The sequence below is a fragment of the Micromonospora rifamycinica genome (genome assembly GCF_900090265.1).
Taxonomy (GTDB): Bacteria; Actinomycetota; Actinomycetes; order Mycobacteriales; family Micromonosporaceae; genus Micromonospora; species Micromonospora rifamycinica.
In genome coordinates, this window is the sequence record NZ_LT607752.1 from 517,712 (window position 1) to 540,203 (window position 22,492).

Annotated in this window: 18 protein-coding genes; 10 read left to right on the forward strand and 8 right to left on the reverse strand. The window is 71.7% G+C overall.

Annotation, left to right across the window (positions count from 1 at the left end):
- Positions 1-303: 303 nt before the first annotated feature.
- Complete coding sequence (locus tag GA0070623_RS02165) at positions 304-1,929, reverse strand: glycoside hydrolase family 43 protein (RefSeq protein WP_067306852.1); 1,626 nt, start codon at positions 1,927-1,929, stop codon at positions 304-306.
- Positions 1,930-2,174: 245 nt separating this feature from the next.
- Here GA0070623_RS02165 and GA0070623_RS02170 point away from each other — a divergent pair, with 245 nt between their 5' ends.
- The 5 genes from GA0070623_RS02170 (at position 2,175) to GA0070623_RS02190 (ending at position 7,627) form a co-directional block, all read left to right on the forward strand.
- Positions 2,175-3,467, forward strand: a complete 1,293-nt coding sequence (locus tag GA0070623_RS02170) for an extracellular solute-binding protein (RefSeq protein WP_067306849.1) — start codon at positions 2,175-2,177, stop codon at positions 3,465-3,467.
- Between the two features lie 55 nt (positions 3,468-3,522).
- Positions 3,523-4,521, forward strand: a complete 999-nt coding sequence (locus GA0070623_RS02175; RefSeq protein ID WP_067306845.1) for a carbohydrate ABC transporter permease — start codon at positions 3,523-3,525, stop codon at positions 4,519-4,521.
- The gene (locus tag GA0070623_RS02180; protein ID WP_067306842.1) at positions 4,518-5,357 is read left to right on the forward strand and encodes a carbohydrate ABC transporter permease; all 840 of its coding nucleotides are present in this window, start codon (positions 4,518-4,520) and stop codon (positions 5,355-5,357) included. The genes GA0070623_RS02175 and GA0070623_RS02180 overlap by 4 nt, the downstream gene beginning before the upstream one ends.
- 95 nt (positions 5,358-5,452) lie before the next feature.
- A complete protein-coding gene (locus tag GA0070623_RS02185) occupies positions 5,453-6,439 on the forward strand; it encodes a LacI family DNA-binding transcriptional regulator (protein WP_407937985.1) in 987 nt (328 codons plus the stop codon).
- A 441-nt stretch (positions 6,440-6,880) separates the two neighbouring features.
- Positions 6,881-7,627: a cellulose binding domain-containing protein gene (locus GA0070623_RS02190; RefSeq protein ID WP_067306839.1), complete on the forward strand. Its 747-nt coding sequence runs from the start codon at positions 6,881-6,883 to the stop codon at positions 7,625-7,627.
- 137 nt (positions 7,628-7,764) lie between these two features.
- On the opposite strand, the gene GA0070623_RS02195 is transcribed toward GA0070623_RS02190, so the two are convergent.
- From GA0070623_RS02195 to GA0070623_RS02210, 4 genes are all read right to left on the reverse strand, one after another.
- On the reverse strand, positions 7,765-8,229 hold the full coding sequence (locus GA0070623_RS02195) for a hypothetical protein (RefSeq protein WP_067314536.1): 465 nt from the start codon (positions 8,227-8,229) through the stop codon (positions 7,765-7,767).
- A gap of 107 nt (positions 8,230-8,336) precedes the next feature.
- Positions 8,337-9,464 (reverse strand): glycoside hydrolase family 53 protein, encoded by a 1,128-nt coding sequence (locus GA0070623_RS02200; RefSeq protein ID WP_067314521.1) that lies wholly within the window; start codon positions 9,462-9,464, stop codon positions 8,337-8,339.
- Between the two features lie 173 nt (positions 9,465-9,637).
- Positions 9,638-11,881 (reverse strand): M4 family metallopeptidase, encoded by a 2,244-nt coding sequence (locus tag GA0070623_RS02205; protein WP_067314523.1) that lies wholly within the window; start codon positions 11,879-11,881, stop codon positions 9,638-9,640.
- Positions 11,882-12,077: 196 nt separating this feature from the next.
- Positions 12,078-12,908 carry a PIG-L family deacetylase gene (locus GA0070623_RS02210; RefSeq protein WP_067314525.1) on the reverse strand — a complete coding sequence of 277 codons (831 nt, stop codon included), beginning with the start codon at positions 12,906-12,908 and terminating at the stop codon, positions 12,078-12,080.
- Between the two features lie 71 nt (positions 12,909-12,979).
- Here GA0070623_RS02210 and GA0070623_RS02215 point away from each other — a divergent pair, with 71 nt between their 5' ends.
- Positions 12,980-13,606, forward strand: coding sequence for a DUF1349 domain-containing protein (locus tag GA0070623_RS02215; protein ID WP_067314527.1), 627 nt, complete (start codon positions 12,980-12,982; stop codon positions 13,604-13,606).
- 97 nt (positions 13,607-13,703) lie between these two features.
- Here the strand turns inward: GA0070623_RS02215 and GA0070623_RS02220 are convergent, their stop codons facing one another.
- Both GA0070623_RS02220 and sthA read right to left on the reverse strand, forming a co-directional pair.
- On the reverse strand, positions 13,704-14,915 hold the full coding sequence (locus GA0070623_RS02220) for an ROK family protein (protein WP_067314529.1): 1,212 nt from the start codon (positions 14,913-14,915) through the stop codon (positions 13,704-13,706).
- Between the two features lie 133 nt (positions 14,916-15,048).
- Positions 15,049-16,452 carry a Si-specific NAD(P)(+) transhydrogenase gene (sthA, locus tag GA0070623_RS02225; protein ID WP_067314531.1) on the reverse strand — a complete coding sequence of 468 codons (1,404 nt, stop codon included), beginning with the start codon at positions 16,450-16,452 and terminating at the stop codon, positions 15,049-15,051.
- A gap of 197 nt (positions 16,453-16,649) precedes the next feature.
- On the opposite strand from sthA, the gene GA0070623_RS02230 reads away from it, so the two are divergent.
- Together GA0070623_RS02230 and GA0070623_RS31320 are read left to right on the forward strand one after the other, a co-directional pair.
- Positions 16,650-18,311 (forward strand): LLM class flavin-dependent oxidoreductase, encoded by a 1,662-nt coding sequence (locus GA0070623_RS02230; protein ID WP_089003872.1) that lies wholly within the window; start codon positions 16,650-16,652, stop codon positions 18,309-18,311.
- Between the two features lie 185 nt (positions 18,312-18,496).
- Entirely contained in the window at positions 18,497-18,622 is a 126-nt protein-coding gene (locus tag GA0070623_RS31320) for a hypothetical protein (RefSeq protein WP_269458971.1), read from the forward strand.
- 92 nt (positions 18,623-18,714) lie between these two features.
- Here the strand turns inward: GA0070623_RS31320 and GA0070623_RS02235 are convergent, their stop codons facing one another.
- Positions 18,715-19,737, reverse strand: a complete 1,023-nt coding sequence (locus tag GA0070623_RS02235; RefSeq protein WP_084261195.1) for a glycoside hydrolase family 43 protein — start codon at positions 19,735-19,737, stop codon at positions 18,715-18,717.
- Between the two features lie 217 nt (positions 19,738-19,954).
- On the opposite strand from GA0070623_RS02235, the gene GA0070623_RS02240 reads away from it, so the two are divergent.
- Together GA0070623_RS02240 and GA0070623_RS02245 are read left to right on the forward strand one after the other, a co-directional pair.
- Entirely contained in the window at positions 19,955-20,827 is an 873-nt protein-coding gene (locus GA0070623_RS02240; RefSeq protein ID WP_157517497.1) for an endonuclease/exonuclease/phosphatase family protein, read from the forward strand.
- Positions 20,828-20,940: 113 nt separating this feature from the next.
- Entirely contained in the window at positions 20,941-22,473 is a 1,533-nt protein-coding gene (locus tag GA0070623_RS02245; protein WP_067305701.1) for an NAD(P)-binding domain-containing protein, read from the forward strand.
- The last annotated feature ends 19 nt before the right edge of the window (positions 22,474-22,492 follow it).

The following is a 22,492-nucleotide window of genomic DNA, read 5'->3' on the forward strand; positions in this document are numbered from 1 at the left end:
TTTCCCGGGGCACGTCGACGGGTCGACGGCGGTGAGGTGGGGGAGGGGTGCGGCACCGCCCGCCCAGCGCGCGGGGCCGGCCGCACCGGAGCCAACCGATAGTCAGCGATCAATTTCCGGAAGCCGACTGGAACGTTACGAGCGGGAGCCGGCCGGGTCAACCATCGAAACTTCCGGAGCTCCTGGTCAACGCGGTGGACGATCATCGCAACTGTTTCGGTGGCGGTCGATGCGGCGGTGGGTCGGTCGCCCCCGGGCACGCCGACGACCGGCTCCACCCGGAGCCGGTCGTCGCGCGGTCGGTCAGTGCTCCCGGTAGGTGGCCAGGTCGAAGTCGGCGTACGCACCGTCGCCGCCGAGATCCTGCACCCAGAGCCCGAGGAACGCCCCGGTGAACCCCCAGGCCGCCGGCTCGCCGTCGATGATCAGGGCGGCGTGCTCGTCGGACAGGATGGTCGCGTCCAGCTCTATCGGCAGCTGCTGCCAGCCGGCCCCCAGGTCGTAACCGAAGCGCACCACCGGGCCGTCGAACTCCGCGCGCAGGCCGACCCGGGTGCCGTCGCGGGTGTCGACGGTCAGCTCCGGGTGGGCGGTGCGCCGGCCGTTGTCGGAGCTGAGCAGCTCCAGCACGGTGCGCCCGTCGTCCGCCCGGGTCAGGTAGAGGTGGTGCCAGTTGAGGGTGTTGTAGTAGGCGGTGATGCCGGCCAGCTGGCGGTGGTCGACCGGGTCGAACTCGACCACCGTCTCCAGCGCGCAGCGGCTCGCGCCGACCCGGCGGGCGACCAGGCTGGGGGCCTGCCGGCCCACCGGGGACTGCCCACCGTGCACCCGCAGGTGCGAGGGGCGGCTCCGCAGGTCGATCCAGTCCGCAGTGGCCGGTCGGCGCAGCGTCGACCAGGCCGGACCCAGCTCGGCGGTGTCGAAGTGGTCGGTGGCGGGCTCCGCCGGCCACGGGTGCGCCGGCAGATCGGGTGCGGTGATCTCGTCCGCCGGTACCCCGCCGGGGATCCGGGGCCAGCCGCCCGCGGGCCACTCGACGTGCTGGATCGCCGTCTCCCGGCCCAGCACGCAGCTGCCCAGCGGGGAGTAGGGGCGGCCGACCAGGTGGGCCAGGTACCACCCGCCGTCGGGGGTGCGGACCAGGCTGCCGTGGCCGGCCTTCTGCAGCCGCAGGTCGGGGCGGCCGACCGAGGTGAGCAGCGGGCCGTCCGGGTCCACCTCGTACGGCCCGAACAGCTCCCGGGAGCGGGCCACCGTGACCTGGTGCTCCCAGCTGGTGCCGCCCTCCGCGGTGATCAGCCAGTACCAGCCGTCGTGGCGGTAGAGGTGCGGACCCTCGGTCACCCCGACCGGGGTGCCGGTGAACAGGATGCGGGGCCGGCCGACGAGGCGACGGGCGGCCCGGTCGTACTGCTGGATCTCGATCCCGCCGAAGCGGTCCCGGCCGGGCCGCCAGTCGGCGCTCATGGCCAGCAGCCAGCTCGTGCCGTCGTCGTCGTGGAACAGCGCGGCGTCGAAGCCGCGCCCGTGCAGCTTGACCGGGTCCGACCAGGGGCCGGTGATGTCGGGCGCGGTGATCAGGAAGTTCTGCGGATCCCAGTAGCCGCTGGCGAAGCTGGCCACGTCGCTGTAGACGAGGTGGAACTCGCCGTCGTGGTAGGTCAGGTCGGGCGCCCACACCCCGTTGGAGTCGCCGCAGCCGCGTAGGTCGAGCAGGCGGCGGTCGGTGATGATCCCGCCCAGCGCCCGCCAGTGCACCAGGTCGCGCGAGTGGTGCAGGCGGACCCCCGGGTACCACTCGAAGGTCGAGGTGGCCAGGTAGTAGTCGTCGCCGACGCGCAGGATCGACGGATCCGGGTGGAACCCGGAGAGCACGGGATTGCGGATCGACCGGGCAGCGGTCGCCACGTCAGCGGTGTCGGTCGACACGGGCACTCCTCTGGGCAGCTTACGAAACTTTCGGGATCAGACCCACGTTCTGTGCGGCCCTGCACACGCTAGCCGTTTTCGCCGCGATAGGACAGAGGGCTTGACCCGCGTGGAAACAGCTCGTAGCGTGCCCGCCATCGATCGGTAATACCGGCGACGCACTGGAAGTTCCGGAGAAACACATTTCGAAACCGCCGGCCCGGCCGGCCGCCCGAGCACCTCGTGAGTCCCTGAAGGGATGGATCATGTCAGCGCACCTCTCCCGCAGATCGCTGCTCGGCCTCGTTGGCGCCGGTGCCGGCGCCTATCTGCTCAGCGGTTGTAGTGACGACGCGTCCGACGACCCGGACGCCCCGCAGACCATCAACTGGTGGCACATCCAGAACACCGAGCCGATGCTGCCGGTGTGGGCGGCCGTCGCCCAGGAGTACCAGGCCGCGCACAACAACGTGAAGATCGAGATCCAGCCGCTGGAGAACGAGGCGTTCAAGGCCAAGCTGACCACCGCGACCCAGGCCGGGTCGCCGCCGGACCTCTTCCAGTCCTGGGGCGGTGGCGTGCTCAAGCAGCAGGTCGACGCCGGGCTGGTCAAGGACCTGACCGAGACCGTGGCCCCCTGGAAGGACGGCCTGCTGCCGCTCTCGCTGGAGCCCTACACGGTTGACGGCAAGATCTACGGTGTGCCGTTCGACATCGGCATGGTCGGGTTCTGGTACAACAAGGATCTCTTCGCCAAGGCGCAGATCACCGCGCCGCCGGCCACCTGGGCCGAGCTCCTCGACGTGGTCCGCAAGCTCAAGGCCGCCGGGGTCACCCCGGTCGCGTTGGCCGGCAAGGACAAGTGGCCGGCGCACTTCTACTGGGCCTACCTGTCCATGCGTATCGGTGGGCTCGGTGCCCTCCAGCAGGCCGCCAAGGACAAGAACTTCGAGACCCCCGACTTCGTGGCCGCCGGCGAGCGGTTCAAGGAGCTGATCGACCTCCAGCCCTTCCAGAAGGGGTTCCTCGGTGCCGAGTACGGCTCGCCGGACGGCCAGGCCGCCACGATGGGCAACGGCGGCGCCGCGCTGGAGCTGATGGGCCAGTGGGCGCCGTCGGTGCAGGCGTCCAGCTCCACCAGCAAGAAGGGGCTCGGCGACAAGCTCGGCTTCTTCCCGTTCCCGGCCGTCGACGGCGGCAAGGGCACCGCCACCGAGGTGTTCGGCGGCGGCAACGGCTTCGCCGTCGGCAAGGACGCCCCGCCGGCCACCATGGACTTCCTCAAGACCCTGCTCAGCGCCGACGTCCAGCGGCGCAGCACGAAGACCGGCGCGGTGCTGCCGACGGTCAAGGAAGCCACCGACGCCATCACCGACCCCAACAACAAGGTCGTCGCGCAGACCCTGGCCGCCGCCACCGGCTTCCAGCTCTACCTCGACCAGGCGTACCCGCCGGCCGTCGGCCAGCAGGTCAACGACAGCGTCGCCGCCCTGGTCGCCGGCAGCAAGTCGCCCGCGCAGATCCTCAAGGACATCACCCAGGTGGCGAAGACCCAGTAGGGACGTCCCACCCCCATCGATCACCAGCCGCTGGCGCGAACTGAGTGGAGCAGGCATGACCACGCCATCGATCCTGTCGGGTGCCGGACCCGGCGGCCGCGTGACCGAACCGTCGGGGCCGGGGCCGGGCGGCGTCCGCCGTACCGGCCGCCGGCCCCGGCCGGGACGCCGCCGAGCCCTGGCCGTCTTCCTGGCCCCGTCGCTGCTGCTGTTCCTGCTGCTGGTGCTCGCCCCCATCCTGGTGGCCAGCTACGCCAGCCTGTACAAGTGGAACGGCTTCGGTCTGCCGGAGAACTTCATCGGGCTGGACAACTACACCCGGGCCTTCGGCGACCCGGTGTTCCGGGGCGACCTGTGGCACGGGCTCATCCTGATCGTGCTCTCCCTGGCGGTGCAGCTCCCGGTGGCGATGGGCCTGGCCATGCTGCTCAACCAGCCGCTGCGCGGGCGGGCCTTCTACCGGGTGATCTTCTTCGCCCCGTACGTGCTCTCCGAGGTCACCACCGCGGTGCTGTTCAAACTGGTGTTCTCGCCGAACCGGGGGTTCGGTGACGCGATCTCCCGTTTCCTCGGGGCCGACGCCGGTGCCGTCTTCGCCGACCCGGACACCGTGCTGTACGCCGTCTTCCTGGTGGTCTCCTGGAAGTACTTCGGCCTCTACATGATCCTCTTCCTGGCCGCCCGGCAGAACATCCCCAAGGAGCTCAACGAGGCGGCGGTCACCGACGGCGCCAGCGCCTGGCAGGCGTTCCGCCTGGTCACCCTGCCGCTGCTCGGCCCGACCATCCGGATCAGCGTGTTCCTTTCGGTCATCGGGACGATCCAGCTGTTCGACATGGTCTGGGTGCTCACCGGCGGCGGCCCGATCCACGCCTCGGAGACCATGGCCGTGACGATGTTCCAGTTCGGCTTCCGCCGCTTCGAGGTCGGCTACGCCAGCGCGATCAGCATCATCATGTTCCTGCTGAGCCTCGTCTTCGCCCTCATCTACCAGCGCATCGTCCTGCGCCGCGACACCGAAGGCGCCCTCACCGTCCAAGGAGACCAGCGATGACCAGCCCGGCGAACCCGGCCCAGCGGGCCCGCCGCCTCGTGCTGCACCTCATCTCCATCGCCGTCGGCGCGCTCATCGTGGTGCCGGTCTGGTTCGGGGTGATCGGCGGGTTCAAGGACAACGGGCAGCTCTCCACCAATCCGCTCGGCCTGCCCGACCCGTGGGTGCCGGGCAACTACGTCGAGATCTTCACCGCCGGGGTGTTCTGGCGCAACGTGGGCAACAGCGTCTTCATCGCCGTGGCCAGCACGTTCGTCGTGGTCGCCGCGGCGGCGATGGCTGCGTTCGTGTTCGCCCGCTTCGCCTTCCGGGGTCGGGAGTTCCTGGTCACCCTCTTCGCGATCGGGCTGATGTTCCCGTTCGCGGTGGCGATCCTGCCGCTGTTCATCCTGCTGCGCGGGATGGGCCTGCTGGACAACCCGCTCGGGGTGATCCTGCCGCAGGCCGCCTTCGGTCTGCCGATCACGATCATCATCCTGCGGCAGTTCTTCCGGACCATTCCCGGTGAGGTCGAGGAGGCGGCGACCCTGGACGGCTGTGGCCCGTTCGGGTTCTTCTGGCGGGTGCTGCTGCCGATGGCCCGGCCGGCCCTGGCCACCGTCTCGGTGCTGGCGCTGGTGAGCAGCTGGAACAACTTCATGCTCCCGCTGGTGGTGTTCACCGACCAGAGCTGGTGGACGCTGCCCCTCGGGGTCCAGGCGTTCCAGGGCCAGTACTCCGACGACACCGCCAAGGTGCTCGCGTACGTCGTGCTGTCGATGGTCCCGGCGCTGGGCTTCTACGCCATCGCCGAACGTCAGCTCATCGGTGGGCTGTCCGGCAGCGTCAAGGGGTGACGCCGACCTGCTGCGATAGCCTTCTGCGACCGTAGTTCCCACCAGACGAAAGGGTGACCGTGGGCTCCGAGAACGGCAGGAACGTCACCATCGCGATGATCGCGCGGTTGGCGGGCGTCTCGGTGCCCACGGTCTCCCGGGTGATCAACGGCCGGTCGGACGTCGCCCCGCAGACCCGGGAACGGGTGGAGGAGTTGCTCACCCGGCACGGCTACCGTCCCCGCTCGGCTGCGCGACGTACCCAGTCCGCCCTGATCGACCTGGTCTTCAACGACCTGGACAGCCCCTGGGCGGTGGAGATCATCCGGGGGGTGGAGGACGTCGCCCAGGCCAGCGGGGCCGGCACCGTCGTCTCGGCCATCCACCGGCGCACCTCGTCGGCCAAGCAGTGGCTGGACAACCTGCGCACCCGGTCCACCGAGGGCGTCATCTTCGTCACCTCGATGGTGGAACCGCCGTTGCAGGCCGAGCTGCGCCGGCTGCGCCTGCCGGTGGTCATCGTCGATCCCGCCGGGGTGGCCCCCCAGGAGGCCCCGACGATCGGCGCCACCAACTGGGCGGGCAGTCTGCGCGCCAGCCAGTACCTGCTCGGCCTCGGCCACCGGCGGATCGGCTTCATCGCCGGCCCGCCGCAGCTGATGTGCAGCCGGGCCCGGATGGACGGCTACCGGGCCGCGCTCGACGCCGCCGGCCTCGCCATCGACGACCGCCTGGTCCGGCCGGGCAACTTCTACCACGAGTCCGGCTACACCGCCGGCATGCACCTGCTGGGCCTGCCCGAACCGCCCACCGCGATCTTCGCCTCCAGCGACCAGATGGCGCTCGGCGTCTACGAGGCGGTCCGCAAGCGCGGCCTGCGGGTGCCCGACGACGTCAGCGTGGTCGGCTTCGACGACCTGCCGGAGGTCAGGTGGTGTTCCCCGCCGCTGACCACGATCCGCCAACCGCTGGCCGAGATGGGCATGCTGGCCGCCCGTACCGTGCTCCGGCTGGCCCGGGGCGAGACGATCGAGAGCCCGCGCGTCGAACTCGCCACCGACCTGGTCGTCCGGGACAGCGCCGCCGCGCCGCGCGGTCGCTGACCCCACCCTGTCCGGGACAGCGCCGCCGCGCCGCGCGGTCGCTGACCCCGGCCCGTCGGGAGGTCGACCGGCGCCCCGGGTGCCCTCCGCGGGCGGATCCGTCGACCGGTCGGACGGATTGCATCGACGGCTGTCGAATGCCAGACTGTTCTGGCGTTGTCACGCTCAGGAGCCGGCGTGACCACTCGTGCGCTGGTCCGTCGGACATGCGAGGTGGCCGTGCCACCCCGCGCCGGGCAGTCCGTGACGGCGAATGCTCGGCGGCCTTCGACCCGCCGTCCCGTGGCACGCGGTCGGCCGGTCCTCCGGCAGCCGCCCGTCCATGGTGACCGGCGATGACACGTAGCGACCACCCCATCCACCCCCGCCCGCTGGGCGACACCATCCGGCATCGTCGGCCCGTCCCGGCCGTCGGTGCCCCGCAACCCTTCGGAGGTTCGGATGCTCCGCACGTTCGGCGTGGTGCTGGCGACCGCGACCCTGACCCTGGCCGGCTGGGCCGGCACCCTCACCGGTGCCCAGGCGCAGCCGGTGCTGTCGGCAACACCCACACCCGTGCCCACCCCCACCTACGCGTGCCCCCCGGCGCTGCCGGTCTCCGGTCAGTTCGTGTCGGCCAGCGCCACCAGCATCACCGTCCGGTACTCGATGATCATGACCCCGCCGTGCGGCTACAACCCGCCGATGACCCTGGTCCTCTTCGCCAGCCGGGAGGACGCGACGGCATGGCTGAACCCGGTGGCCTCGGCGGTGTCCGGCCCGGAACGGCAGGGGGACATCACGGTCACCGGGCTGACCCCGGACAGCGAGTACTGGTACCGGTTCAGCGCCGGGGAGAAGCACGACCCGTACATCATCAACGGTCCGGTCCGGACGCTGCCGGCCGGGTCGGCGTCGTGCCGGGCGACGATCACCATCGACAACCGCTGGACCGGCGGGTACGCCGCCACGGTCACCGTGCGCAACACCGCCGAGGAGACGCTCAACGGCTGGCAGGTCACCTGGCGGTGGCTGGGCGACGAGCGCATCTCGGCCCTCTGGAACGGCGTGCTCGTCATCTCCGGTTCCGACGTCACGGTGCGCAACGCCTCGTGGAACGGGACGCTGGCCCCGGGTGGCAGCACGACGTTCGGCATGCTCGTCTGGACCAACTCGCCGGGTGCGCTGACGCTGAACTGCGGCCGGTGACCGTCGGCCGGTAGGCGACGGCCGTGCCGGCGCGCGGGCACACCGCACCGGACCGAGATCCGCAGCGGCGTGCCGCCGCCCACCCGGGTGGGCGGCGGCACGCCGCTGCGGATCTCGGTCCGCCGAAGCGCGATCCGTCAGGCGGTCAGCGCCTGCGTGATCCGCGCGTACTCGGCGGCCATCTCCGGCTCGGCGAGGAAGTCGTCGAGCGCGGCCGAGACCCGGTGGTCGACCTCCTCCAGGGAGCGGATGGCGAGTTCGTACAGCTCGCCGCGCCGGTGCTCCTCCAGGTAGCTGGTCCAGTGCTCGAGGGCCGACAGGGCGACCACCAGACCCGGGTCCATGTCGCCGTCGGCGAGGATGCCCTCGTCGATGCGGTCGAGGTGGCCCCGCAGCTCGGTCGCGTCGGCCGTGGCGATGCTCTCCCGCGCGGCGGTCAGCGCCGCCCGGGCATCCTCGTCCAGGTCGTCCTCGTCGGCCTCGTCGGCCAGGCCGGCCGCCAGCACCCGGGTGACGGTCGCCTGTCCGAAGGCGTGCAGGGCGTCCTCGTCGGCCGCGTCGACCAGCTGACGGATGGCCGCTTCGCACTCGTCGTATCGCATCGCGCCAGGGTAGTGCCCGGCCGGTGGCACGCCGACGCCGGCCGGCGGGACGCCGACGGTGGCCGGTGCCGGCCGGGGGCGGTGAGCCCGGCCGGCACCGGCGACGTCTACGGCCGCCAGCGGATGTTCGGGTTCACCTGACCGGTCCAGTTGAAGATGGCCATGTTGTCCCACTGGTTGCCGGTGCCGTTGATGTTCGCCGGATCCCAGCCGTTGCCGGGCACCGCGTACCAGGTCGGCTCCCAGTAGAAGACCCCGATCGCACCGGCGTTGCGGGCGGTGTCCTGGACCCAGGAGAACTCGGTGGCCTGGCCGGTCCAGCTCGCCTGGTGACCGGCGCAGGGCTCGCCGCCGTTGATCGCGTTCGCCTCGTTGTCGGCGTTCGCGGCGGTGAACGGGTACGCCGTCTCGGTGAGCACCACCGGCTTGCCGTACCGGGAACGGACGTCGGTGATGACGTTGTAGAGGTTGGCCAGCGAGCCGTGCCACATGCAGTAGTACGACAGCGCGGTCAGGTCCCACTGCACGCCCTTGGCCCGGATGCCGTCGTAGAACCAGCGGGCGTGGTCCATGCTGTCCGCGTTCGCGGTGTGGATGATCACCTGGGTGCCGCCGTTGCACTGCTTCGTCGCCTGGTAGCCGGCCTTGAGCAGCAGGCTGAGGTTGGTGAAGTCGTTGTTGACGACCTTGCCGTCGTTCCAGAGCATGCCGACGTTGATCTCGTTGCCGATCTGCACGCTGTCCGGCGTGGTGCCCTGGTTGCGCAGGCTGGTGCAGACGTCGTAGGTGTAGTTGTAGACGTCGGTCTGCAGCTGGCCGATGCCGTGGTTGGCCCAGGCCGCCGGCTTGTACTGCTTGCCCGGGTCGGCCCAGGTGTCGGAGTAGTGGAAGTCGATCATCAACTTGAGGCCCTTGGCCTTCACCGTCCTGGCGTACGCCAGCACCTTCTCCTTGTTGTTCCACCCGCTGGCCGGGTTGTTCCAGACCCGGAGCCGGACGTAGTTGACGCCGAGGCCCTTGAGGATGTCGAGCGGATCCCGGGCGGTGCCGCCGGCGTCGTAGTACCGCGCGCCGAGGTCCAGGCTGCGCTGCACGGAGGAGACGTCCGCGCCGAGCATGGTCAGGGTGTTCGCGGCCGAGGCCGGTGCCGGTGGGCCGAGCAGGGCGGCGGGCAGGGCGACCGCCGCGAGGAACGCGACGGCCCAGGCCCGCAGGCGGGCACGGTGCGAAGTCATCCGGACCTCCTCGGTGGTGGGGTGGTGGGGGCGCTGCGCCGGTACGGTCGACCCGGCGGCATCAATCGATGTTTGTGCATGACTATAGCGGGCCGTGGTGCCCGGGAGCGTGGACCCGACGCGAAAGCGGGCCACCCGGGGACGCCCCGGATGACCCGCCCGCAGAGCCGCTGTCAGAGGTTCAGGCTCCAACTGTTGAGGTAACCGGTGTCCAGGCTCGCCGCGTCCTGGACCCGCAGCCGCCAGCTCCCGTTCGCCGTCTCCGAGGAGAGGTTCACGGTGTACGTCTGGTCGATGTTGTCGGCGCTGCCCCCGGAGCGGTTCTGCAGCGTGTACACGCTGCCGTCCGGGGCGATCAGGCTGACCACCAGGTCACCGATGTAGGTGTGCACGATGTGCACCTCGACCTTGCTCGCGGTCGACGGGGTCGCCGCGCAACCGCTGATCACGATGGTGCTCTCCACCGTCGAGTTGTCGGCGATCGGCACGTCGGTGCCGTTGCTGCCGGAGCAGCCCGGCAGCCCGTTCACCGTCACGTTCAGCGTGGCGGTCCGGGCCACCGAGGGGGCGGTGCCCACCACGGTGATCGGCACCGTGCCACTGCCGGCGGTCGCGGCGGCGGTGACCGTGATGGTGGTCGACCCGCCGGCGGTGACCGAGGACGGGCTGAACGACACGCTCACCCCGGTCGGCAGCGGGCCGGTCGAGAAGGTCACCGTCTCGGCGGTGCCCCGGATCACCGTGGTGGAGACCGTGGCGGTGCCCGAGGTGCCCGGGTCGAGGGTCAGCGTCGCCGGGGCGACCGCGACGGAGAAGTCGTTGGCGGCGCACGACTCGGTGCCGGTCACGTTCACCGCGGTCCAGGCGGCCATCACGGCCTTGTACTCCGTGCTGCACAGGCCGTACAGGTCGGTGGCGGCCGACAGGGTGTGCAGCCGCGCGGTGTTGGTCGGCTGGGCGGTGTTCACGTAACGGGTGTTCGAGACGAAGTACGCGTCCAGCGCCCGGAACCAGATCTTCTCCGCCTTCTCCCGGCCGATCCCGGTCACCGGCGGGGCCGACCCGCACAGCGGCGAGGTGCCGTACGGGGTCACGCCGGAGCCCTCGGCCAGGTTGAAGAAGAAGTGGTTGGCCACGCCCGACGAGTAGTGCACGTCGAGGCTGTTGGTGCTGGTCGACCAGCAGCCGTGCGACGAGCCGTCCAGCGTCGGGTTGTACATGTACCGCAGCGGCGCGCCGGTGCCCCGGATGTCGATCTTCTCGCCGACCTCGTAGTCGCCGGGGTCGACCGGGGTGTCCGCGTAGAACTCCACCATGTTGCCGAAGATGTCGCTGGTGGCCTCGTTCAGGCCGCCGGACTCGCCGGAGTAGGTCAGGCCGCCGGGGACCACGTTCTCGGTGACGCCATGGGACATCTCGTGCCCGGCCACGTCGAGGGCGACCAGCGGCTTGGCGTTGCCCGCGCCGTCGCCGTAGGTCATCTGCGCGCCGTCCCAGAAGGCGTTGACGTAGGCGTTGCCGTAGTGCACCCGGCTCGGCACGCCGGTCCCGTTGCCGAAGATGCCGTTGCGGCCGTGCACCTCGGTGAAGTAGTCGAAGGTGGTGGCCGCGCCGAAGTGCGCGTCGACCGCGGCGGACTGCCGGTTCGACGCCGCACCGGTGCCCCACACGTTGTCGGCGTCGGTGAAGGTGGTGCAGGTCGAGGTGCCGTTGTTCATGTCGCAGGTGCGGCCGTTGCCCCGGGTCGGGTCGATCAGGCTGTAGGTCGCCCCGGACTGGGTGGTGTCGATCGAGACCGGGCCGGCGTAGATGCTGTTGCCGGTGCCGACGACGGACTCGATCTCGTCGTACGCGCCGATCCGCGCGCCGGTCAGGGCGTCGCTGATCACGTGCAGCCGGGAGGGGGTCTGCCCGTCCGGTGCCCACCCGGTGACCACGGTCTCCCAGGCGAGCCGCCCGGTGCCGCTGCTGGCGTCGACGAACAGCTCCGCCGCGCCGGTGCCGGTGACCCGGCCGGAGAACGCGGCGGTCGCCGCCTTACGGGCCTCGGCGGCGCTGACCTTGGCAGTGGTGGCGAGGGTCAGCGGAGCGGCCAGGCCGACCGAGCTGCCGGCGTAGTCGCCGTCGGCCTCGGTGCGGATGACGAAGTCCCCGCCGTAGACGCGGAGCCCGTCGTACGTGCGGGTGTAGCGGACCGCGCCGCGGCCCTGGGCGTCCCGCCTGCTGCTGTGCACGGCGTAGCGGTCCTTCGCCGAGGCCCTGACGGCCCGGGTGTGCTCCTTCAGGGCGGCGTCGGCGGCGGCGACCAACGCCGGTGCGGGGTTGGTGGGCGGGGCGGCGGACGCGCTCGTGGTGCTGACCACGAGCCCGCTGCCGACCAGCACGGTGACGCCGGCCAGCGCTAGGGCTGATCTCAAACTGACCTCCCCAATCCGAGATGCTTTCGCATCCTTCGATAGGGCGATCATCGTCGGCCGGGGAGAGCCTGGGAAGACGGTTGTCGATGGATATTCATACCGAGTCGTCCATCCCGGTGATGCTATGACCTAAGAGTTGTGCCCGGGGTGTTCCGTTCCGGTTAAGGATGGAACACCCCGGCAACGGTCCGGGCCGTCAGCGCAGGCCGGCGAACAGGTCGTCCTCGGGCAGCGCCGCCCCGGTGGTGTCGCGGACCCGCACGAAGGTCTCCAGCCCCATCAGCTCGACGAACCGCTCCTGGCCCATCCGCAGGAAGAAGATGTTCTCGGTCTGGCTGGCATGGGCGGCCAGCGCGTCGAACTTCTGCGCGCCGTGGCTGCTGGTGTCCACCCAGGTGGTGATCTCCTCGTCGGGCAGACCGAGCTGCGGTCCCGGCTCGTCCGCCGCGTCCGGCTCGGCCCAGTCGATGCCGAGCTCCTTCATCACCCGGCCGAACTCAGCGAACGCCTTCCGCGGGACGGTCGTCCAGTACACCTTCGCCGGGACGTCGGTCGTCGCCACCGCGGCCATGGTGATCCGGTGGGCCTGGATGTGGTCCGGGTGGCCGTAGAAGCCGTTCTCGTCATAGGTGACCACCACGTCCGGCCGGTAACGGCGGATCAGCTCCGCCAGCCGGTCCGCCGCCTCCGCCACCGGCGTGGTCCAGAACGCGCCGGGCAGCTCGTTGGTCGGCCAGCCCATCATCCCGGAGTCGGCGTAACCGAGGGTCTCCAGGTGGGTGATCTTCAACGCCGCGCAGCTGGCCTCCAGCTCGCGCTGCCGCATGGCCACCACGGCGGCCGGATCGTGCCCCGCCTCGCCCGGCTTCACCCCGCCGGGTCCGTCGCCGCACCGGCCGTCGGTGCAGGTCACGAGCACTGTGGTGATGCCCTCCGCCGCATACCTGGCCAGCACGCCACCGGTGCTCGTCGCCTCGTCGTCGGGGTGCGCGTGTACCGCCATCAGGGTCAGACCTCGCTCAGCCATGCCCTCACCCTAGGCGTCCTGAGCGTAACCGGGGCGACGCGGGCGGGGAGCGCCGGCAGACAATGGACCCCATGACCACCACCTGGAACGTGCCGGGCCTTCCGTTCGCCGTGTCGCCGTCCCCCGAGACGGCGTGGACGGTCGCCGAGGCCAGCGGCACGGTGACCGCCATGGCGACCCCGCGCAGCGACATCTTCATCGATCCGGGCCCGGGCACCCCGCCCGACGTCGGGGCGACCCTCGACGCGCCGACCCTGCTCGGCCTCCCCCCGGACGGCGACTTCCAGTTCAGCGCGCGGGTCACCGTCGACTTCACCGCCACCTACGACGCGGGGGTGCTGCTGCTCTGGGTCGACGAGCGGCACTGGGGAAAGCTCTGCTTCGAGTTCTCCCCCGACGGCGAACCCATGATCGTCTCAGTGGTCGCCCGGGGGGTCGCCGACGACGCCAACGCCTTCGGTGTCGACACCCGGACGGTCTGGCTGCGGGTGTCCCGGGTCGACCACGCCTTCGCCTACCACGCCTCGGTCGACGGGCGGACCTGGCGGATGGTCCGGTACTTCACCGTGGACGGCGCGGCCACCGCGGCCACGATCGGCCTCGAGGCGCAGTCGCCGACCGGGGACGGCTGCCGGGTCACCTTCGACGACATCCGGTTCACCCGCGACCGGCTGGCCGACCTGCGCGACGGCTCCTGACCACCGGCCGGGCCACCGCCCCGCCCGCCGGAACGCAGCCCGGTGCCGGCACTCCCGCCGGCACCGGGCACACCCGGACGGGCCGGTGTCCGCTCCCTCAGCCGGCCCGGACGCCCAGCGGGTCGGCGAGCAGCCGGGCGAAGCCGAGTTCCGCCGCGCCGACCAGGGTGGCGTCGTCGCCGAGGGCGCAGACCCGTAGTTGGGCCCGGGTCCGGGAGACCGGCAGGACGTTGGCGGCGATCCTCCGCTGGACGTGGGGGGCCGCGCCCCGGTACACCTCGCGCAGCACGCCGCCGAAGACCACCATGCCGGGGTTGAACAGGTTGATCACGTTCGCCACCCCGATGCCCAGCCAGTCGCCGACGGTCCGCAGCGCGTCGCGGGCCGCCGGCTCGCCGCGACCGGCCGCCTCGACCACCTCGCGGACCGCGTCCCGGCCGATCAGGTCGGCGGGCCGACCGGCGGCGTCGAGCAGCGCCCGCTCGCCGACCTCCGCCTCCAGGCAGCCGCGTGAGCCGCACCCGCAGGGCCTGCCGTCGTACGGGTTGACCAGCATGTGGCCCACCTCGGAGCCGTACCCGCCGTCACCGCCGAGCAGTTCGCCGCCCACGATGATCCCGCCACCGACCCCGACGTCGCCGTGCAGGTAGACCAGGTTCCGCACCCCGACGCCCACGCCGCGCTGGTGCTCGGCCAGCGCGCCCAGGTGCGCCTCGTTGCCGACCAGCACCGGCAGGCCGAGATCGAGCCGCCGCTCCAGTTCCGCGCCGAACGCCTGGTCCACCCAGCCCAGGTCCGGGCCGAACCGCACCATCCCGTCGCCGGGCCGGATCATCCCGCAGTACGACGCGCCGACCCCCACACAGACCGCCCCCTCGGCCGCCGACCGGTGCAGCTGACGCCCCAGGTCGGCCAGCACCCCCACCACGGTCTCCAGGTCGACCCCCGCCCGGGCCCGGTGCGCCTCCCGGCGGTCCTGGATCTCCCCGCCCAACCCCACCCGGGCGGCCACCAACCGGTCCACCGCGATGTCGAAGGCGAGCACGTACACCCGGTCGGACGCCGGCCGGACCACCAGGGACGGTCGCCCGGCCCGGCCGGTCAGCTCGGGGAAGCCCTCGCGCACCAGCCCGGCCGCGACCAGCTCCGAGGTGAGCGCCAGGACGGTGCTGCGGTTGACGCCCAGCCACTCGGCCAGCCCGGCGCGGGACACCGGCCCGCCGAGGTGCACCCGCCGCAGCAGCGCCCCCAGGCTCCGGCGGCGGCTGTCCCCCGACGGCTGCCCGTCCACGGTCGGACTCTTCGGCATCACGAGACGGACCCTGTCGATCGGTGGCTGACGGCCCGTCGAGCGTAGTGGCCGGTGCCCCGGTGGGTCACCTCGCGCCCCGGCCCGGGGCCGCGTACCGGTCGCGGCGCGCAGCCCCGGGCCGGGGGAGCGGTCAGCCGTCGATCCGGGTGATGTTGCGGATCTTGTTGGCCGCGTCCAGGGCGGCGACCTTGTACGCCTCGGACAGCGTCGGGTAGTTGAACACCGTGTCGATCAGGTAGTCGACCGTCCCACCGCAGCCCATCACCGTCTGCCCGATGTGGACGATCTCGGTCGCGCCGGTGCCGAACACGTGTACCCCGAGCAGCCGACCGTCCTGCGGGGAGACGAGCAGCTTCAACATGCCGTACGAATCGCCGACGATCTGCCCCCGGGCCAGTTCGCGGTAGCGGGCGATGCCGACCTCGAACGGCGTCGCGCTGTTGGTCAGCTCCTCCTCGGTCTTCCCGACGAAGCTGATCTCCGGGATCGTGTAGATGCCGATCGGCTGCAGCTCCTGGAGTTCGCGTACCGGCTCCCCGCACGCGTGCAGCGCCGCCATCCGGCCCTGCTCCATCGAGGTGGACGCCAGCGCCGGGAAGCCGATCACGTCACCCACCGCGTAGATGTGCTCCACGCTGGTGCGGTAGTGCTCGTCCACCGCGATCCGGCCGCGCTTGTCGGCCTCCAGCCCGGCCGCGTCGAGGGCGAGGTTGTCGGTCTGTCCCTGCCGGCCGGCGGAGTACATGACCGTGTCGGCGACGATCTTCTTGCCGCTCTTGAGGATGCACAGCGCCGCCGTCTGGTGCTTCTCCACCGCGGCGACCTCCTCGCCGAAGCGGAACGTCACCGACAGGTCACGCAGGTGGTACTTGAGTGACTCGACGATCTCCTCGTCGCAGAAGTCGAGCATCGCGTCACGGCGTTCCACCACTGTCACCTTGGTGCCGAGCGCGGCGAACATGGAGGCGTACTCCATGCCGATCACGCCCGCGCCGACCACCACCATGCTGCGCGGCACCGCCTGGAGATTGATCACCCCGTCGGAGTCGACGATCGTGCGGTCGTCGAAGTCGACGCTGTCCGGTCGGGCCGGCCGGGTGCCCGCCGCGATGACGACCTTGTCGAAAGTGATCTTCGACTCGTGCCCGGAGCCGCCGTCCACCCAGATCGAGTGCGGGTCGGCGAACCGGCCGGTGCCGGTGATCAGCGCGACCCGGTTACGGGCCAGCTGGTTGCGGATGACGTCGGTCTGCCGGTTGATCACGTGTTGCGTCCGGGCGGCCAGGTCGCCGACCGTGATCTCCTCCTTGACCCGGTAGCTGCTGCCGTACAGGTCCCGCTGACTGAGGCCGGTCAGGTAGAGCACGGCCTCGCGGAGCGTCTTGGAGGGGACGGTGCCGGTGTTGATGCACACCCCACCGATCATGTCGCGGCGGTCCACGATGCCGACCCGCCTACCGAGCTTCGCGGCGGCGATGGCCGCCTTCTGACCGCTGGGCCCGGAGCCCAGCACCAACAGGTCGTAGTCATACACGGCATCTAGCCTCGCAAGCAGCCGCAACATTCGCCAGTCGTGGTCGCTGCGGTGCAACGCGGTTGCCCGGTGCGGCGCCGCGGGTCGGCGTTACGTTGGCATGGTCGCCCCGGCCACCTGGCCGTGGCCGCGCCCCGACCCGGGACGCGCCGCCGGGCGACCCGGGACGCGACGAGGGGACAGGTGACGGCAGCGTCATGACCGACTACGGACACGAGTTGCTGTTCGGCGCCTTCCTCACCCCCGACGCCCGGCAGCCGGAGCAGGTCGTCGCCCGGGCCAGGTTCTGCGAGCAGGTGGGTCTGGATCTGGTCACCTTCCAGGACCACCCCTACCAGCCGGGTTTCCTCGACACCTGGACGCTGATGTCCTACCTGGCGGCGGCGACCAGCCGGATCCGGCTGGCCGGCAACGTGCTCAACCTGCCGCTGCGGCAGCCGGTGGTGCTGGCCCGCAGCGTCGCCAGCCTGGACCTGCTCAGCGGCGGCCGGGTCGAACTCGGCCTCGGTGCGGGCGCGTTCTGGGACGCCATCGAGGCCAACGGGGGCCGACGGCTCACCCCCGGCCAGTCGGTGGACGCCCTCGACGAGGCGATCCGGATCGTCCGGGAGGTGTGGGCCGCCGACCGGCGGGGCGGGGTGCGGGTCGACGGCGGGCACTACCGGGTGGTCGGCGCGAAGCGCGGTCCCGCCCCGGCGCACCCGGTGGGGATCTGGGTCGGCGCGTACAAGCCGAGGTTGTTGCGGCTGGTCGGGCGGACGGCGGACGGCTGGTTGCCGTCCCTGTCGTACCTGCCGCAGGGGCCGGCGGGGCTGGCCGGCCCCACCGCGCTGGTCGACGAGGGCGCGGCGGCGGCCGGACGGGATCCCGCCGAGGTGCGGCGGTTGCTGAACGTCTCCGGCCGGTTCACCCGTACCGGCGCGGGTTTCCTCGACGGGCCGCCGCAGCAGTGGGTGCGGGAGCTGACCGACCTGGTGCTGGCCCACGGCACCTCCGGGTTCATCCTCGGCGCCGACGACCCGGCCAGCCTCCAGGTGTTCGCCCAGGAGGTCGCCCCCGCCGTCCGCGAGCTGGTCGCCGCCGAGCGGAGCGCGACGGCCGGTCCCGGTCCGGCGGGGTCCGGGTCGACCGCCCGGGTCGACCCGGACGGGGGCGTCCGGGCCGGGTCGGGCGCGGGTTCGCCGGTGGTGCGCTCCGCCGGGCCGGCGGGTGGGCAGGCACGGGAGGTCGTCCGGGCCGGGGGCGCGACCGGACTGGCGGTCACCCCCACCCCCGCCCCGCAGGTACGGCACAGCGACCACCGGCTCTGGGACGAGTCGACCCGGCCGGTCGCCCCGCCCGCCCCGGCCGGGCACGTCTACTCCCCGCAGGCCCGGGCCGCCGGCGGTCACCTGGTCGACGTGCACGACCACCTGCGTCGGGAACTCGGCGAGATCCGCGACCTGCTCGACCAGGTCCGCCGGGGGGTGGTGTCCGCCGGGGAGGCCCGGGGCGTGCTCAACCGGATGACCCTGCGGCAGAACAACTGGACGCTGGGGGCGTACTGCGCCGCCTACTGCACGCTGGTCACCCAGCACCACGGGCTGGAGGACGACGCGATCTTCCCGCACCTGCGGCGGGCCGATCCGGGGCTGGTCCCGGTGATCGACCGGCTGGAGCAGGAACACGTCGTCATCCACGAGGTCGTCGAGGGCGTCGACCGGGCGCTGGTCGCGCTGATCGGCGACCCGGCGCGGCTGGCCGGCCTCCAGCAGGCGGTGGACGTGCTCACCGACACCCTGCTGTCCCACCTGGCCTACGAGGAGCAGAGCATCGTGGAACCCCTGGCCCGGTACGGCTTCTACCCCGGCCAGCTCTGACCGGCCCGGCTGGTCGAACCCGGCCCGGCCCGGTCCACGGGTGACGAGCCGGAGCGGTCGGAGTGTGCCGGCGTTCGGCGTACCGTGCCATAATTGCGGTGGCGCCCGTGGAGTTCATCCCCGGGCCCGGGGGGCCGCCTCCGCACCGCGCGGACGGCGGGGGACACCGACCCCCGGAGGCCACAGTGGATTCCACCTCTCTCGCCGATCTCGTCGACCTGCTCGACGGCCTGCTGCAACTGGGCGCGGCGGCACTCAGCCTCACCACCGCCGTGGTGGTGGCCCGGGCCGACCGCCGGCGCGACGACTGACCCGACCATGACGACCGGTGGGCACCGTGCATCCCCGCCGGCAGCGCGACCCTGCGCACCGGCGGGGCGGGGACGCCCGCGACCCGGGCAGGTCAGAGGAGTGCGCCGACGCGGGGCGTCGCGCCGTCCCAGCGGAAGATCGCCGCGTAGAGCGCCCGGCGGGCGTCGGCCGGCAGTGAACCGTCGGCCCGCTGCCGGCAGGGGGTGGTGCCGGCGCAGACCCATCCGTGCAGGAAGAGCCGCTGCTCGTCGTCGACCAGGGCCGGGACGAGATCCGCGCCGCCCGGGCCGCAGATCCCGGTGCCGGCGGTGGTGAGCAGCGGGTGCTCGGTCTTGCCCTGGAAGTTCCACCGGTCGGTGGAGGTGAGGTAGACGGTGGCGTAGCTGCAGTTGTCGTAGCCGTACCGGGAGGCGAACAGCACGTACGTGGAACCCCGCTGGCGCAGCACCGGGTTCTCGATGATGCCGCTGTTGCGGACCAGTTCGCCGCTGGCGTTGCCGACCCAGCGGGTGCCCGTGTCGTCGAGCCGCAGCATCCGGATCGACGACGGGGTCTGCTGCGTCTTGTAGAGCACGAACCGCTTGCCGTCGGCGTCCTCGAACGGGGACGGGTCGATCACGCCGGCGGCGGCGACCGGCCGCCCCGCCACCACGTCGTCCGCGCCGTGCGCGCCACCCGGGCAGATCAGCGGCGCGGCGCCCACCGGCGCGTACGGCCCGTCGACGGTGTCGGAGGTGGCGGCCCCGATGCACCGCTGCCCGTTCTTGCCCTTGGCGGGCAACGAGTAGTAGAGCACCCAGCCGGTGGCGGTACGGACCGCGTCGGGTGCCCACACCGCGCCGTTCTCGGCCCAGTCCGGGACGGAACCGAGGGTCGTGTCGAGGGCGGTCCACGGACCGGAGGCGGTCTCACCCCGGTGGGCCGGGGCGCGGGTGCCGGTGGCGAACACGACGAAGGTGTTGTTGTGCCGCACCACGCCGGGATCGGCGATCCCGCCCGAGGGGGCGTACACCGGTTGCGGGGTGGCCGCGGCGGCGGGCGCGGCGGCGGTGCCGGCGACGAGCGCCACCACGACGGCGGTCAACGCCGGCAGCCAGGTCCTTCGTGGATGCATGGGGCCTCCCTGGCGTGACAGGCGGACGGGCAGGCCGGCGAGGTCGCCGCCGACCGTGCCCGCCGACGTCGCCGAACATGATCAGCAATTGGTTCCCGACAATGTGGTGCCGTTGTTCAGGGGTTGAAAGTAAGCTACCGTGCCTCCCTTGAGCAAGATAAAATTCTTCACGGCCGGGTCGTGCCGCGCCGTCGTCGGTGATCGGGAGAGGGCTGCCATGTCACGCGGAAAACTCTGGTCGGCGCGCAGGGTGGGTGCCCTCGTCGGCGCGGCGGTGCTGCTGGTGAGCCTGGTGCCGGCCACTCCCGCCGCCGCGAACTCCACCTTCCAGGCGGCGACCCTGAACATCCTCAACGAGCTGAACCAGGCCGACTTCGTCCACGACCTGGAGCTGATCACCGCGAAGGCGGACCTGGTCGGGCTCAACGAGGTCGGCAACCGCAAGGCGTACCTGAAGGACTGGGCGGCGGAGAACGGCTGGTGGCTGTACGCGCCCGAGCCGACGCAGGCGGCGAACGAGGCGCTGCTGGCCAAGAAGAGCATGTTCGACGTGCTGGACAAGGGGTCGAACTTCGTCTGCGACACCAACGGGCCGGGCGAGGTGCCGCCGGCCCGCTACAACAACTGGGTCCGCTACCGGCACAAGGCGACCGGGCGCAGCGTCTACCACCTCAACGCGCACGCCAACGCGAGCATCGAGAACAACGGGCGGCCCGAGGACCTGCCCCGCACCGCCTGCGCCGAGGAGCAGTTCCAGGCCCTGAAGAACCTGGCGGCGGCCAAGAAGGACTCCGGCCAGGTCATCGTCAGCGGCGACCTGAACGTCGACTTCAGCGCCGACCGGGCGTACGGGTACCAGAAGTTCCCCTGGAAGGTCTTCGAGGCCAACCAGCTGCCGAACCTGCGGTCCTGTTACAACCTCTACGGCGAGAAGGGGAACGGGACGCACGGCAACCGGCACATCGACTACATCTACTTCTGGAAGCGCGTCGAGGAGCACCGCGAGATGTGGATGACCGACTACAGCATCGTCAGCGGCACCAACTCCGACCACAACGGCGTGGTGGCGGCGTTCACCATCTCGTCGTAGCCACCCGCCCCGCGGCCTGCCCGGCGGCTCCCTTGTCGACCGTCGACCATTGACACCTATCGTGATCGACTTCATCGTCGGGGGAACCGTCCCCGCGTCGAAGGGTTCGCCTGATGGTCGACACCGCGCACACGTACGTCATCGTCGGAGCCGGGCCCGCCGGCCTGCAGCTGAGCTACCACCTCCAGCAGCAGGGCGCCGACTACGTGACGTTCGAACGTGGGGCCGAGCCGGGGGGCTTCTTCCGGCGGTTCCCGCGCCACCGCCGCCTGAACTCGACCAACACGGTGCACACCGCCAGCGCCGATCCGGAGACCCGGCTGCGGTGGGACGGCAACTCGCTGCTCAACGACTCCCCGGACCTGCTGTTCGCGAACTTCAGCCGGGACTACCAGCCGTCCGCCGACGACCTGGTGTGCTACCTCGCCGAGTTCCAGCGGGTCCACCAGCTGCGGGTCCGCTACGGCACCACCGTCGAACGGATCACCCGGGAGGACGACGGGTTCAGCGTCCGCACCGACCGGGGCGGCGTCCGGGCGCGCTGCCTCGTGGTGGCCACCGGATGGGGCCGACCGTTCGTGCCGGACATCCCGGGCATCGAGCACGCCACCGGGTACGAGGAGATGGAGGTCGACCCCGACCGGTACGCCGGCCGGCGGGTGCTGATCCTCGGTAAGGGCAACGCGGCGTTCGAGACCGCCTCGGCCCTCCTGGGCAGCGCGGCCACGGTGCACCTGGCCAGCCGGCGGCCGGTACGGCTGGCCTGGCAGACCGGGCACCCCGGTGACGTCCGGGGCCGGCACGGGGCGATCCTCGACAGCCACCGGTCCGGCACCCCGCACACCGTGCTCGACGGCACCGTCGACCGGATCCGGCCGGTCGACGGAGGTTTCCGGGTCCGGGTCACCCACGCCGGGGGTGGGAGCGCCGAACTGGACTACCACGTGGTGCTGCGCTGCACCGGCTTCCGGATGGACACCACCGTGTTCGACGCCGGGTGCCGACCCGAGCTGGTGGACGACGGCCGGATCCCCGCGCTGCGCCCCGACTGGCAGTCGAGCAACGTCGACGACCTGTACTTCGCCGGCACCGTCGCCCAGGCGCGGGACCTACGGCACGCCTCGTCGCCCTTCATCGACGGGTTCCGCTACAACCTGCGCACCCTCACCCGGATCCTGCGGGAACGCTACGACGACGTGCCGATGCCCGTCGCGACGACGCCGGGCGAGCCGGCGTCGCTGGCGAAGCTGATGCTCGACCGGGTGAACGGGAGTTCGGCGCTGTGGACCCAGTTCGAGTACCTCGGCGACGTCCTCGTCCGCGACGGGGCCACCGGTGACTTCCGGCACTACGAGGACCTCCCCGAGGACTACGCGCTCGCCCGGTTCGCCGACGCCGCCCACTGCTACACCCTCACCCTGCGCTGGGGCCGCGACGACCACGGCGACGCCCCCGCCGTCGACCGGCCCCCGGCCCCGGGCCGGGTGACCGCCGCCCTGCATCCGGTGCTCCGGCGATACCGCCACGGGCAGCTGCTGGCCGAACAGCACCTGCCGGAGGACCTGTCGGCCGAGTGGCGGCGACCGGACCGCCACGTCCAGCCGCTGGTGGAGTTCCTGATGGCGGAGCTCAACGGCGGATCGTGACGGGTCGGGCGGTCCGGCC